Source organism: Candidatus Photobacterium acropomis (genome assembly GCF_030685555.1).
Classification (GTDB): Bacteria; Pseudomonadota; Gammaproteobacteria; order Enterobacterales; family Vibrionaceae; genus Photobacterium; species Photobacterium lucens.
The window spans coordinates 2,174,023-2,187,831 of record NZ_CP131609.1; the positions used below are offsets into that span (position 1 = coordinate 2,174,023).

A 13,809-nucleotide genomic window follows, 5' to 3' on the forward strand; every position below is an offset into this window, starting at 1 on the left:
AATCGTTGCCGCGCCTGAGAACTAAGGTCATCTCGCTGAACACTGCATCTTGAAGTTACTTGGGTATATACATCTAGAAACTTTGGTGTCAGTAAAAATCTATTTTTTAAACCGTCGAAATATCCCTCGTAGCACGATGATAAACACAACCATATTAAGCGCAAAACCAATACTAACGAGTAAAATAGCCAACGGATTACACACATAGGCACTGGCATAACTGCTGCAAATCGCACTCACTTCTATGGTAAAAAATGACCACGGTAATGCTAACCAAAGAAAGATAACGTGGTTTTCATAAAGGAAATGATTAAGCTCGGCGCTGATAAATAATGACAAGAACCAGATCATGCCGTAAACAAGAGGGATTAGCAGTCCAATACAAAATATTCGCTTTTTATTCATCATTCCTCCCTCCTTTTACCTTAATAATAGTCAGTTTAGTCTCATCGCTACCATTATAGTATTTTGAAATAACAAGCTTGTTATAAACGCTTCTATTGAGATTAGGTTACATCAGATATAGTTATTAGCATTATTAACTAGATAAACGGGAATTTGTATTTCTCTTATTACATTGAATTATTATCCTTTATATTTATTTTCAAGATATAACCCAACTTAGAAATAAAAATCATTCTTATTAAAATTTAATTATGGTGTGATAATTACTTAATATCAAAACTGAAAATTCATTCCTAAAATATAACAGATTAATTTTTCCTTAATATCGTGGTTAATTATTGTTAATTGTTTTTTACCTCAGCAATGTTAATTTAATAAGTAATAAATCACTACTAATTACTCATATTCAAATGAGTGTTAAATCATAATAAATCAAATATTTACTCGTTTTAGGCTTTGATAGACACAAGTTTAATGCTAACGGGTGAATAGCATTTATGTATTAAGGACGACTTATGTCTGCAAAGCAAATTGTAAGAAATTCAGCATGTCTTAATACCAAAAGTATTGGCCCTAAACCTAAAATGCTTCCCGTTTATAAAGACTACCTGCCACCTTGTAATCAACACTGCCCTACAGGTAATGATATTCAAGGCTTTCTCGCATTAGTGCGTGATTTAGAATTCAAAAAAGCATGGCAAAAGTTAGTAATAAATCAACCTATGCCTGCGATACATGGTCGTGTTTGTTATCACCCATGTGAAATTAGCTGTAACCGCGCACATACGGACTCTCCGGTTTCGATTCAACAAGTTGAACGTATGCTAGGTGATTTAGCCATTGATCAAAAATGGGCTTATCCAACAGTTAATGAAGAAACCAATCGTAAAATTTTGATCATCGGTGCAGGTCCTGCAGGTTTAGCCGCTGCCTATCATCTTCGTTTAGCGGGTCACCAAGTCGAAATCCGTGATGCTAACCCCCATGCAGGCGGCATGATGAATTACGGGATACCAGCTTATCGTCTACCTCGTAATATCTTGCAGCAAGAAGTTGAAAAAATTACCGATATGGGCGTAAAGCTTACGCTTAATCATAAAGTTACCGATATTGTTGCAGAAAAAGAGCAAGGTGAATTTGATGCCGTCTTCCTTGCTATTGGCGCACAAATTGGTCGTCATTTAAAAATTCCAATGGAAGATTGTGGTCCCATTATGGAAGCCACTGAATATTTGAACCTAGTCGGTAATGATCAAGGTCCTAAGCTTGGTAAACGTATTGCGGTACTGGGTGGTGGTAATACTGCAATGGATACCGCGCGTGTCGCTAAACGTTTAGGCGCTGAGGAAGTCATGGTGATCTTCTTTTCTGATCGCAACCACATGACAGCCCATGAATTTGAAGCAGATGAAGCTGAAGCTGAAGGTGTGAAAATTCACTGGATGCGAAATCTTACCTCGATTCATGGCACTGAATTTACTATGGAAGTTATGGCGTTAGATGAAAATGGTGACGCAAAACCCACTGGTGAAATTGAGACTCTTCAAGCTGATGCCATGGTTTTTGCTATCGGGCAAGACATTGAAAGCCAACTTCTTTCAGGCGTTGAGAATGTCGAATTAACACCTGATGGCTGCATCAAAGTTAACGATCACATGATGACCGGTTATGAAGGTATTTTCGCCGGCGGTGACATGATCTCTTCATCTCGTTCAGTCACTACCTCCACAGGACACGGTAAAAAAGCAGCACGTAATATTGATGCATGGCTACGTGGTGGTGTTTACCTCAGTGAAGAAAAACACCAAGTTGTTACTCACGATATGCTGCAACTTTGGTACGAAATTGATTCCAACCGTAATCCCATTAACGAAGTCGCTGTTGCTGAACGTGTTAAAGACTTTACCGAAGTAGTACAAGGGCTAACCATGGACCAAGCCGTCTATGAAGCGACACGTTGTTACAGCTGTGGTAACTGTTTTGAATGTGATGGCTGCTACGGCGCATGCCCTGAGCAAGGTGCCATTATCAAGCTTGGTAAAGGTAACCGCTACAAATTTGACTACGAGAAATGTACAGGTTGCCAGGCCTGCGTAAACCAATGTCCTTGCCATGCTATTGCAATGTCACCTGTATCTGACATTCCTTTCACACTAAAAAAATAATAAGGGGAACTTCTATGACTCATCAATATAAAACAATGGATGGCTGTAGCGCAGTTTCTCATATTGCTTATCGTGTAAACGAAGTCGCTGCGATTTACCCAATAACCCCCTCTTCACCAATGGCAGAATTAGCTGATCAATTTGCCGCAGAAAAACAACGTAATATTTGGGGCGATGTTCCAAACATTATCGAAATGCAATCTGAAGCAGGTGCCGCAGGTGCTACCCACGGCTCGCTCCAAACTGGCGCATTAACAACGACGTTTACCGCTTCTCAAGGTTTATTGTTAATGATCCCCAACATGTACAAAATCGCTGGTGAATTAACATCAACGGTGTTTCATGTTGCAGCTCGTTCATTAGCCACAGGGGCGCTATCTATCTTTGGCGATCACCAAGATGTGATGGCTTGTAACCAAACAGGCTTTGCGATGTTAGCATCCAGTTCGGTACAACAAGCCCATGATAACGCCCTTATTGCTCAAGTCGCGACACTGGCTTCACGTGTACCTTTTATTCATTTCTTCGATGGTTTTAGAACCTCTCATGAAGTGAATAAAATTGATGTCATGAGTGATGACACCATCCGTGAAATGATCAATAACGACGATGTGATTGCTCACCGTAAAAGAGGGTTAGCGCCTGAACGTGCTTTTATTCGTGGTACTGCGCAAAACCCAGATATTTACTTCCAAGGTCGTGAAGCAGTTAACCCGTACTACCAAGCTGTACCGAACATTGTTAATGATGCAATGGTTAAATTTGCCCAGTTAACAGGTCGTCAATATCAGCCATTTAGTTACTATGGTGATCCTGAAGCAACGTCCGTTATGGTGATTATGGGTTCAGGTGCACAAACCGCACGTTTAACCGTTGATGAGCTTAATAAAAATGGAAAAAGTGTCGGTTTAATCGAAGTTCATTTATACCGTCCATTTGCTGTTGATTACTTCACTAACGTCTTACCTGAAAGTTGTCATCACTTAATCGTCATGGATCGTTGTAAAACACCGGGAGCAGTTGCAGAACCTTTATACACCGACGTCATGAGTGCTTTAGTAGAACAGTGCTCTGTTGGTAAACGTATTTGCTTGCCTAAAATAACAGGTGGTCGTTACGGTTTATCATCTAAACAGTTTACCCCTGCAATGGTGAAAGCGGCGTTTGATAACGCTATCGCCGAGAAACCCATTAGCCAATTTACGGTGGGTATTAATGATGATGTGAGCTTCACCAGCTTAGCCATCGATAATAATTACACCTTAGAGCCAGATAACACGGTTCGTGCGGTAATTTACGGTTGGGGCTCGGATGGTAGTGTCGGTGCAAGTAAAAGCACAATTAAAATCATCGGTGCAAAAGACAATAAATTCGTTCAAGGTTATTACGACTACGATTCTAAAAAAGCAGGTTCTCGTACTGTCTCCCACCTTCGTTTCGGTGATACACCTATTGAAGCGCCTTGGATGATTGAACAAGCTTCATTCGTAGGGATTAACCAGTTCAACTTCTTAACTAAATTTGATTGTCTTGTTAATGCAGAAAAAGGGGCAACCGTATTACTCAACTCCCCTTATGATGCCGAGCATGTATGGGAGCACCTACCACTAACCGTGCAACAACAAATCATCGATAAAGAGTTATCGCTATATGTGCTTGATGCAATGAAAGTGGCGGCAGAGACTAATATGGGTCGTCGTATTAACACTATCATGCAAACAGGTTTCTTCATGTTAGCGAACGTGTTCGAACAACAAGAAGCCATTGAGCAAATCAAACACTCCATTGAAGTAGCGTATTCTCGTAAAGGTCAAGCCGTTGTAGAAATGAACTGGAATGCGGTCGATCACGCCGTTTCAGCAACCCAGAAAGTAACCATTCCAGCAACAGCTACATCTAATGTTGAGGTGAAATCAACCATTGGTGATGATCAACCGCAGTTCTTGCAGAAAGTCACCAAAGAAGTAATGGCAATGCGTGGTGATTTAATCCCTGTATCAGAAATTCCATGTGATGGTACCTTCCCTTCAGGGACTACACGCTTTGATAAACACCGCCAAGCCGTGAACGTACCAAGCTGGGATCCTGAGCTTTGTATTCAATGTGGTAACTGTTCGTTTATTTGTCCACACGCCACTATTCGTTCAAAAATCTACAATAAAGATGAATTGGCAGCAGCACCAGAAAACTTCAAATACACAGATGTCAGTGCGCGAGGTTTCCCTGATACCGCTTATACCATTCAAGTGTATGCAGAAGATTGTATGGGTTGTACTTTATGTGTTGATGCTTGTCCTGCTCACAGTGCAACAGATTCAAGCCGTAAAGCATTACAAATGGTGCCTGCGGCTGAACAATGGGATGAGCAAGCACCGAATGTTGAGTTCTTTGAATCACTACCTCAACTGCCGATTAATCAAGTGGATTATTCAACCGTTAAGGGCGTGCAATTCTTGCCACCACACTTCCAATTCCCAGCCTCTTGCGCAGGTTGTGGTGAAACAGCTGTCCTAAAAGTGATTAGTCAGCTATTTGGTGAACGTTTAATGATTGCCAATGCCACTGGTTGTTCTTCAATCTACGGCGGTAACATGCCAACGACACCATGGACACAAGGTAAAAACGGTTATGGCCCTGCATGGTCTAACTCATTATTTGAGGATAATGCGGAATTTGGTTTAGGTTATCGTATTTCCGTTGACCATCAAAAAGACATGGCTTCACGCTTAATCAAGGAATTAGAGCCTGAAATAGGTCATAAGTTAGTACAAGCTGTATTAACTGCCGAACAATCAACAGAACAAGCTTGTTTAGAGCAACGTGAACGTGTTGAAGCTATTCGTGAAAAACTGGTTGGTCATCCAAAAGCAGCCGAATTAGATTCAGTGATTGATACTCTAGTTGAACGTTCAATCTGGATCGTGGGTGGTGACGGCTGGGCATACGATATTGGTAGCGGTGGTCTTGACCATGCTTTAGGTTCATCTCGAAATATCAATGTGTTGGTAATGGATACCGAAGTGTACTCAAATACAGGTGGTCAAGCATCGAAAGCCACACCACTTGCTGCAACCGCAAAATTCGCTGCTGGTGGTAAACCAACCTTCCGTAAAGAACTTGGTTTACAAGCAATCTCATACGGTAATGTCTACGTGGCGCAAATTTGCTTAAATGCAAACCCACAGCAAGCATTGCAAGCGTTACGAGAAGCAGAAGCTTATGACGGTCCATCATTGATTTTGTCATACAGCCCTTGTATTGCTCATGGTTTTGATATGACACAAGCGCGTCAACAAGCGAAAAAAGCGGTGTACTCTGGTCACTGGCCTCTTTACCGTTACAACCCAATGCTTAAAGAGCAAGGTGAGAATCCATTTACTTTAGATTCACTTCGTCCAACTATAAGCAAAGCTGAATTTATGCAACAAGAAAGCCGTTTTAACCAACTGTTCAAAACTAATCCTGAACATGCTGTTGAACTCTTTGACAGAGCCCAAGCAGTAGCATTGAAAAAATGGTCTGTGTTTGAAGAAATGGCAGAAACTGATGCCGCTTGGTTTGAGCCTGAATTAAGCTCTGTAGTACCAGCGAAAAACAATTAATCACTTAAACTAAAATGAAAAAAGTAAGCCCCAAGCAGTTATTCAACACTTGGGGCTTACTTTTATAAAACGGGTTAGACAAACAGCGTTAAAACATTCGAATGCTTAACACTCCGATGTCGCTACTTTGACTTCACTTATGTCTGGAGCACCGACAAACTGTTTTGCTGCAATATACTCAACATAACATTTTCTAAAATTCAGGTTTCTTTTAGTCGGCTGTTGTCCACGAAAGAAAATATGAAAACCACTGTAGTTATTTGGCAGTAAAATAAATTTAGAGTTTGTTTTGTAATTATCATCGTAAGAAAACAATTCAACATCCATATTCACTAACGCTTTAAACTCTTTCAGAAACCTTTCACGTGGCAGTACGCGAAACAATGGATAGCCATCATTGTCATTGATCAAAATTTTTACGCCATTAATTGTTAAAAAACGTTGTAAGTCACTATCATGATCTTCTGTAGTGATATTCGCATTCACCATTTCTTGCTTAGCGTGGAACAGATCAAATGCATTTTGTATCGCAGCTCTGCTGGATTTCATTACAGCAACACGAGCATCAGACGGTAACTCCATTGTCTTTAAAGACACAACAACGCCTATAATGCCAAGAGTGACGATAACGACAACCAGCTCTATGAGTGTAAACCCTTTATTTTTATTCATTTGTCGCATTCAATCATCCTAAAAGCACAAACTAACTTACTGAGCAATTCACAAAAGGAATTGGTTAACAGAAAGATAATCTATTACCACAATATTCTACAAGTATTTATTCTTTACATTCCCCTTTCATAGCAATAACAACCGCATTAGAATACCGCGCACATTCACTGGGAGAATAAGATGCGCAACCAACAACGCACGGCTCAACACCTGCCCTTATTTACGCTTATCACGCTATACATCATTATCTTTCTTGGCTCTGCGGGATTTTTTATTACTATCCCAGCCTACGTCAGCTTATTTTTAACGGATCATTCGCTGGAGTTTGCCAAGAGCATGCCGATTGAACAACGCCGCATGTTGTTTGGTACGGTTATGTCTGCCGCTCCATTTATTTCGATGTTCTTTACCCCTTTTATTGCCCGCTTTGCCGATAAATTTAGCCGTAAGAGCGTGATTGCTATTTGTTTGATGATTGCAGCTATCGGTTTCGCCTTACCGATTTATGCGATTGTGGTGAGCTCTGTGATCATTTTATTTGTCGGTAACATGATCAACAGCTTAGGCTCGGCAAGTCAGCCGATTGCACAAGCGATTTTGGCTGATAACAGCGAAGGGAAAAACAAAGCAACATTAATGAGTTTAGTTGCAGTGGTAATGACAGCGGCCATGTCTTTTGGTCCTGCGCTTGGCAGTAAATTGTCTGCTAGCTATGGTGCTCAAGCGCCATTCTATGCTTGTTTGATAATTGCCATCATTAGCTTAGCGTTACTGTTTATTATTCGTTTACCGATTCAAAATACGGTAAAAGAAGAGAACCCATTCTCATTTGCTAAACCATTAAAGCGCAGCCAAAAAGGGTTATTAAACTGCCTGTTTATTGTGTTTATCTGCCAGTTTAGCTGGAGCCTCTATTTCCAAAACATTGCATTTATTTTCCCGCAGAAATGGAATATTGCGGTAGAAAGTGAGTTCTACCAATACTTTATGATGGGCATTGGTATCGTAATGATTTTCTCTTTGCTATTACTCCCTCGCCAGATCTTGAAACGTTTCTCTGTGTCTTCTGCACTTCGAGTAACAACAGCGCTTTCGGCAATGGGTATGTTACTGCTAGCTATCACGCCAACACCAACCACTCACGTATTGGCGATGATCTTTACTGCAACTATGGTGGCACTGTGTTTTCCTCTTTACATCACAGCCCTTTCAGACAGAGCAAGTGATATCGACCAAGGTTGGGCAATGGCGCTTTCAAGTGCAATGGTTGGCTTGGCGTGGACATTAACTGGATATTTGACTGCTATGATGGTGAATGTGCACCTATTATTGCCAACAGGTATTGCGGTTATTGGCTACCTCGCAGCAATGGTAATGGTGCCTACTCAAAATACGACTATAGAGAAGAAAACACCATCAGAATTGGAAGCAGCATGACAAACAGCAAAACATCATTAGAACATCTACTTAAAGCCCATGACTTTCACCCTGTCGTTCCAAAAGAATTACAATTTGGTACAGGGTATATTGTTGATTTAACACCAAGTAGTGATTTATGGAGTATGGTTACTGCAGAGCATAGCTTTGCTGATGAAATCGTAAACCGTGCTATTGCAGCGAATGCTATGGTGGTGATTGGTCGTTATGCTGAACATCGTTTGATCTACCAAGATAAAGCTAACTTTACCGATTCCCCTGATCGTACGGTTCATATGGCGATTGATTTAGGTTTACCTGAAGGTACACCTGTTTATGCCCCACTTGATGGTGAAGTATTTGGTATTGCTAACCACACCGCAGACGGTGACTATGGTCCAACCGTGATCCTCAAACATGAATTAGAAGGTCATGTTTTTTATACTCTTTATGGTCATTGTGCGACAGAGTATTTATCATCCCTTGCTGTTGGACAGCAAATCACAGCAGGTCAGCAATTTACCGCAATAGGTAAAACGGAAGAAAATGGTGGCTGGGCGCCCCATCTGCATTTTCAAATCATCAAAGATATGGGTAACTATACCAATGATTACCCTGGTGTAATTGACCCTGAACATTTGGATTTTTACCAAGATAACTGCCCGAACCCTAATCTGATCTTAAAACGCTGCGATTTAGATTAATACCAATGCCCATATAAAAAGACATTGCGGCCTTCAACAAAAGCCGCAATATCTTCCTTTCTTATACTTACTTCGTCCAGCTGAATTTCTGAAACATAGGATCGACAGGTGTTTTCGCTACACGATTAACATAGTTACTGATCACCTTTTGCGATAAACCTAGAATGATCTCTAGCACTTGCTTGTGCTCATACCCTGCTTGATAAAACGCCTGAAGCTCTTCTTCTGACACGTTACCACGTGTGCGAGTCAGGCTTAATGTGAAGTCTTTCAATGCCTGTAGCTTAGGTGTTGGCATCTCATCATTATTACGTAACGCTTCAATCAGTACTGGATCGACTTTCATTGAATGAGCAATCAATGTATGTGCAGGTACACAGTAATGGCATTCATGCTCAACGTTAATGGTTTGCCAAACAACCGTAAGTTCTTCTTTATCAAACGATGTTTCAGTAAATAACTGATGCAGCTCAGTATACGCTTTAAGTAACTGCGGAGATTCAGCTAATGTCGCAATTAAGTTCGGAATACTGCCCATTGTTTTCTTTGCATTAAGCAAAATTGGTTGTGCTGATTGTGGTGCGGTTTCAATTGTATGAATAGTAAAGCTAGTCATTACGCTTTCTCCATTTGTTAAATTTTATCTGTCTATTTGTTGCGTGGAAACAGCATAAACATTTTTGAACACTCGTTCAATTATAATTTTGAACGATCGTTCAAGAATGACTTAATGTGATATCTAGCCAATTGATTTTTAAGAATAAATTTTTTTCTGTTTTTTCTTGTCGCTTTACATAAAGAAACCAACAACCTACAATTTTGGAAAATAGTTTAAAAAGTTACTCTTATGGCAAATACTCCAAAGTTCGACAGACAGCAAGTCATTGATAAAGCAACTAATTTATATTGGGCTAAAGGCTTTCATGCGACATCAATGCGCGATTTACAAAATGCGATTGATATGAGATCGGGGAGTATTTACGCAGCATTTGGAAGTAAAGAAGAGCTATTTAAACTCGTTCTACAAAACTATCTACAACAAGGGATCGTTGAACTTAATGAGTATCGACAAACTCTCCCATCACCACTCGCAGCATTAAAGCGTTTTATTGAACAATTAGTCATTGAAACCCCCAAAACAGCACCTAATGGTCTGTGCTTTCTCGCAAAAACAATTGCAGAACTGACGAGTGACCAACAAGAGCTATTAGATGAAGCGTGTCAGTTACTTGATCAAATGGAAGCGGAGTTTGAAAAGGTGATCATTGATGCACAAGAATGCGGTGAGATTGATAAAGAAAAAGATCCTGCAAAATTAGCTCGCTATATCCAAGTTCAAATTGCAGGACTTCGTACTTATGCCAAAGCGCATCCTAATCATGCGCCTTTGCAAGAAATGATCGATGATATATTTACCAGCCAACCGTTTGTATAAAACAACCAAGGGCAACCATCCTGTTGCCCTTATCTTTCCATTTTAATTTGCAGCTTTTACAAGCACGACAGAATTATCATTCCACCAGCGTTGTACTGAAATATTCACTAATGCCATCGTAATGAGTACACATGCCATCACCCACTCAACACTTGCTAGATGGCTAACAATAAAGGTTAACGTAAAGATCCCAACCATCTGCATTGAGCCAAACAGCGCCCCCGTTTGTCCTTTATGTTTAGGGAATAAATACAGTGCACTGACCGCTACCACTGAGGTTGTTAACCCTGCACCGAAACAGTAAATCCCAATACCAACAATAATGGTAATAATGCTATGAATGTAGAGATTAGACAGGATGAACAACGCACCAATTAACATAATGGCACTGGCTGTTTTTAGGATATTCCCCTCAGTGTGGCGGTATTTTAAAAAACGTACATAAATGATCCGAGCACACAAGCTACAACCAATCAGTGCCAGTGACGACATACCAAAGTATTTCGCTGGGATCTGATACTCCTGCTGCGCAATAAACGACCCCATTAAATAGAACACCAATGCCCCACCGTTCGCCATCACGATCATAGTCAAATAACGAAGAAACTGTGTATTAGTGGCGATCATGGTGTAATCACGCACAATCACATCCGGCTTCGTTGCATGAATATTTTTCTCTAAATGGGTTTCTTTTAAGCCCAATCCAATCACAACCAAAAGTAAGATTGATAAACCCAGCATGAACCAGAAACTACTTTGCCAGCCGTAATGACTTTCTAAATATCCTCCGATAGCAGGCGTTGAAGCAGGTAAACACATGAAGAGGATACTGAGCCAAGACAGCACATCGACTAAGCGCTCTTTTGATAAGGAATCTTGTAAAATTGTACGGCAAAGTAAAAACAATGCGCCCACACCCATACCTTGAATGGCACGCCCTACAATCAACCAACTTAGCTCATGGGACGCTAAACATACACTAGAGCCAATAATGAATACCACAGAGCCAAGTAAGGCGATGGGTTTTCGACCAAAACGCTCTGCTATAGTGCCGCAAATTAACTGGCTGATCCCAAGTGCAATAAAGAACACACTCACTGTTTGCTGTACAGCGGTCGATGACACATTCAATGCGTCAGACATCGCAGGTAAGCTTGGCGTGTACATATCCGAAGCAAAGAAATAGCTACACGCCATGAGTAAACTGATAGAAACTAAACGAAATAAAGACATGGCAACAATCCTCATAGTTGATTCCTATATCTTATGAGGCTGGTGGGATTGGTGCTTTTGAGCAGACGCCAAGGAGGTTGTGATTTTGCGCCAACTTACATTGAATGAGCAGGATTAATCCAACACTTTATCTTGTTTAAAGCGGTTAAAGGCATGAGAAAATGCAGATAAGCTGTTGTAGCCTAAATCCAATGCAATATCGGTATGCGGCACACCAGCTTGACTCAACTGCCATGCTTTCTCCATCACCCATTGCTGTCTCAGCTCTCGAAATGGTTGATCAAAAGTGGTTAAAAATAAGCGATTTAAGGTTCTTGATGATGCGCCACAATGCTCAGCAAAGCTATCTAATGACAGCTTAATATCAGGTTGTATGGTTAGTGCTTCAATGATCGGCAATAAGCGTTTATCAATATCCTGATGACTTTGATAGGTATCATTTTGATAACGTTGATTCTTTAGCTGATCGATAAACACTGCCAGATAATGTGATTGGATCGCTTCATCATACTCCGCCCCCTGAGCATCAATTTCCGCCATCACTTGTACCATCAAACGATTCGTCGAAATCACACCCATATCATCATGAAAATGGGGCGTAACATCAGGATGCGCATGAATAATACTGACTCGGGTATCTTTTAAAACTTTTAAATAATGCAGTCGATGTAAAGGCACCCAAAGCAATTGTCCACCCACCGCAAGAAAGCGCTTATCATCACTACTGGCAATACCACAACCACGATGAATATAGAAAAGCTGCACAAAATCATCATGTGAATGCGGTGCTTTTTCTTGTGTGGGAGCATAACTTTGTAAGGTGTGAAATAACCGCATCTATTGCCCTTTAACTTATATCCTAGTCATTCGTAACCATATCTAACTGACTAGGATATATGTGATAAGGCGACTATTATGACCTAACAGCCTTCATGCTGTCTAACCAACCGTATACCGCTTCCAAGGTTTCAGATGACGGCATACGATTATTACGGGCTTGAATTTGATCAACCGTATAGATCTCACTACGACGACCATTAGCAAAGTAATGGCGCTTTAAGCCAATCGTCACACGCTCTGGCATGAACATTTTGTACACCAGATACTCGCCTTTTATGATCCGATTGTGGTAAATCGACACACAGTGATTCTGCTCAATACCCTCTTGCTCAAGCTCTTGATAATCACAAATCGGCACAATATTGTTATTACCAGGAAATGGGATCACATAAGGCTTATTACTATTCACATCAGGGACAAAGTTGATCGTATGCTGCGCCACAACCCAACGATCATGCAGTGCTCTTAACTCTTCATAAGACGTCACAGCATGAATCCGTTTAATTGAATCGACATCTAATACCCGATAACCAAGCTGGAACACATCTGATAATATTTGGTTAATTTGAAAACGCTCGCGCTGATTGGTTCGTGCTAAATGACGCCCTAGCGGTGTACCAGTTAACGTTGGCCATTGCAGGTAAATCTGTAAGGTTAAGTTAGTTATGGTGTTGTAATGACGGAACAATTGGAACGACATAACATCAGGATCCAACAGCCGATGAATGATCAAAACGATCGAACGAGTCGAGAAGTCACTATCAATCCGATCAAGGAAACGTAGCGCAGCACGGCTTGATGCCAAGCCTAATCGTTCTAATATCTTACGTTGACCTAATTCACACAGTGCCAGCACTTCATCCTGATCTAACGGGTATTGTTCACACACCAAGTACAGTAAGGTTGGGCGTTGAAGTAATAGCTCACGGGCTTTCTCACTCATCGCAGCTATCTTGAGCATATAGACCCCAAGATCAGCGTAACCTCTTGCCTGTTTCACTAACCCCTTAGGAATACTCGCAATCCATGCTTTCCCGCCCTCTAACGACTCAATGTGTTCAATGTAGAACGAACAACTCCCCTCTAATGGTTCACGATGACCATCAGGGTAAGATCGGTACATAGCAAGATTGTCTTGCCAATTATAGAATTCGAGTTCAAAAGGGAAAAAAGTTAGCGCTTCATCAAATGATAAAACTAATGGCGTTGAGTGATGAAACTCTTCGCGCTCAGCACAACAAGCAAGCATAAATATCCATATAAATCTGTTAGCCTTGAGTGATTGTTATCGTTATTTGCTCAATAAGTTTTGATATAAAAAACAATAACAATTGATA

General features: G+C 40.8%; 11 protein-coding genes. 5 read left to right on the forward strand and 6 right to left on the reverse strand.

The features are described from left to right. Positions 1-99 precede the first annotated feature (99 nt). Positions 100-408, reverse strand: coding sequence for a hypothetical protein (locus Q7657_RS16935; protein WP_258178280.1), 309 nt, complete (start codon positions 406-408; stop codon positions 100-102). A 512-nt stretch (positions 409-920) separates the two neighbouring features. On the opposite strand from Q7657_RS16935, the gene Q7657_RS16940 reads away from it, so the two are divergent. Both Q7657_RS16940 and nifJ read left to right on the forward strand, forming a co-directional pair. Continuing rightward, the gene (locus Q7657_RS16940) at positions 921-2,570 is read left to right on the forward strand and encodes an NAD(P)-binding protein (RefSeq protein ID WP_107166620.1); all 1,650 of its coding nucleotides are present in this window, start codon (positions 921-923) and stop codon (positions 2,568-2,570) included. Between the two features lie 14 nt (positions 2,571-2,584). After that, a complete protein-coding gene (nifJ, locus tag Q7657_RS16945) occupies positions 2,585-6,172 on the forward strand; it encodes a pyruvate:ferredoxin (flavodoxin) oxidoreductase (RefSeq protein WP_107166621.1) in 3,588 nt (1,195 codons plus the stop codon). 105 nt (positions 6,173-6,277) lie between these two features. Here nifJ and Q7657_RS16950 read toward each other — a convergent pair whose 3' ends face one another. Further along, a complete protein-coding gene (locus Q7657_RS16950) occupies positions 6,278-6,853 on the reverse strand; it encodes a type II secretion system protein (protein WP_107166622.1) in 576 nt (191 codons plus the stop codon). A gap of 171 nt (positions 6,854-7,024) precedes the next feature. Here Q7657_RS16950 and Q7657_RS16955 point away from each other — a divergent pair, with 171 nt between their 5' ends. Together Q7657_RS16955 and Q7657_RS16960 are read left to right on the forward strand one after the other, a co-directional pair. Continuing rightward, the gene (locus tag Q7657_RS16955; protein WP_107166623.1) at positions 7,025-8,281 is read left to right on the forward strand and encodes an MFS transporter; all 1,257 of its coding nucleotides are present in this window, start codon (positions 7,025-7,027) and stop codon (positions 8,279-8,281) included. Next, positions 8,278-8,964 carry a peptidoglycan DD-metalloendopeptidase family protein gene (locus Q7657_RS16960; protein WP_107166624.1) on the forward strand — a complete coding sequence of 229 codons (687 nt, stop codon included), beginning with the start codon at positions 8,278-8,280 and terminating at the stop codon, positions 8,962-8,964. Before Q7657_RS16955 ends, Q7657_RS16960 begins: the two co-directional genes overlap by 4 nt. A 67-nt stretch (positions 8,965-9,031) precedes the next feature. Here Q7657_RS16960 and Q7657_RS16965 read toward each other — a convergent pair whose 3' ends face one another. Continuing rightward, positions 9,032-9,580, reverse strand: a complete 549-nt coding sequence (locus Q7657_RS16965) for a carboxymuconolactone decarboxylase family protein (protein WP_107166625.1) — start codon at positions 9,578-9,580, stop codon at positions 9,032-9,034. Positions 9,581-9,811: 231 nt separating this feature from the next. On the opposite strand from Q7657_RS16965, the gene Q7657_RS16970 reads away from it, so the two are divergent. Beyond that, complete coding sequence (locus tag Q7657_RS16970) at positions 9,812-10,399, forward strand: TetR/AcrR family transcriptional regulator (protein WP_107166626.1); 588 nt, start codon at positions 9,812-9,814, stop codon at positions 10,397-10,399. Between the two features lie 42 nt (positions 10,400-10,441). Here the strand turns inward: Q7657_RS16970 and Q7657_RS16975 are convergent, their stop codons facing one another. From Q7657_RS16975 to Q7657_RS16985, 3 genes are all read right to left on the reverse strand, one after another. Then, positions 10,442-11,632: an MFS transporter gene (locus Q7657_RS16975; protein ID WP_107166627.1), complete on the reverse strand. Its 1,191-nt coding sequence runs from the start codon at positions 11,630-11,632 to the stop codon at positions 10,442-10,444. A 114-nt stretch (positions 11,633-11,746) separates the two neighbouring features. Next, positions 11,747-12,469, reverse strand: coding sequence for a helix-turn-helix domain-containing protein (locus tag Q7657_RS16980; protein WP_107166628.1), 723 nt, complete (start codon positions 12,467-12,469; stop codon positions 11,747-11,749). A 76-nt stretch (positions 12,470-12,545) separates the two neighbouring features. Continuing rightward, complete coding sequence (locus Q7657_RS16985; RefSeq protein ID WP_107166629.1) at positions 12,546-13,721, reverse strand: PcfJ domain-containing protein; 1,176 nt, start codon at positions 13,719-13,721, stop codon at positions 12,546-12,548. Between the last annotated feature and the right edge of the window lie 88 nt (positions 13,722-13,809).

Coding starts and splice junctions, on each gene's coding strand:
- Q7657_RS16935 (WP_258178280.1), bottom strand. CDS start 408: ATGATGAATAAAAAGCGAATATTTTGTATTGGACTGCTAATCCCTCTT.
- Q7657_RS16940 (WP_107166620.1), top strand. CDS start 921: ATGTCTGCAAAGCAAATTGTAAGAAATTCAGCATGTCTTAATACCAAA.
- nifJ (WP_107166621.1), top strand. CDS start 2,585: ATGACTCATCAATATAAAACAATGGATGGCTGTAGCGCAGTTTCTCAT.
- Q7657_RS16950 (WP_107166622.1), bottom strand. CDS start 6,853: ATGCGACAAATGAATAAAAATAAAGGGTTTACACTCATAGAGCTGGTT.
- Q7657_RS16955 (WP_107166623.1), top strand. CDS start 7,025: ATGCGCAACCAACAACGCACGGCTCAACACCTGCCCTTATTTACGCTT.
- Q7657_RS16960 (WP_107166624.1), top strand. CDS start 8,278: ATGACAAACAGCAAAACATCATTAGAACATCTACTTAAAGCCCATGAC.
- Q7657_RS16965 (WP_107166625.1), bottom strand. CDS start 9,580: ATGACTAGCTTTACTATTCATACAATTGAAACCGCACCACAATCAGCA.
- Q7657_RS16970 (WP_107166626.1), top strand. CDS start 9,812: ATGGCAAATACTCCAAAGTTCGACAGACAGCAAGTCATTGATAAAGCA.
- Q7657_RS16975 (WP_107166627.1), bottom strand. CDS start 11,632: ATGTCTTTATTTCGTTTAGTTTCTATCAGTTTACTCATGGCGTGTAGC.
- Q7657_RS16980 (WP_107166628.1), bottom strand. CDS start 12,469: ATGCGGTTATTTCACACCTTACAAAGTTATGCTCCCACACAAGAAAAA.
- Q7657_RS16985 (WP_107166629.1), bottom strand. CDS start 13,721: ATGCTTGCTTGTTGTGCTGAGCGCGAAGAGTTTCATCACTCAACGCCA.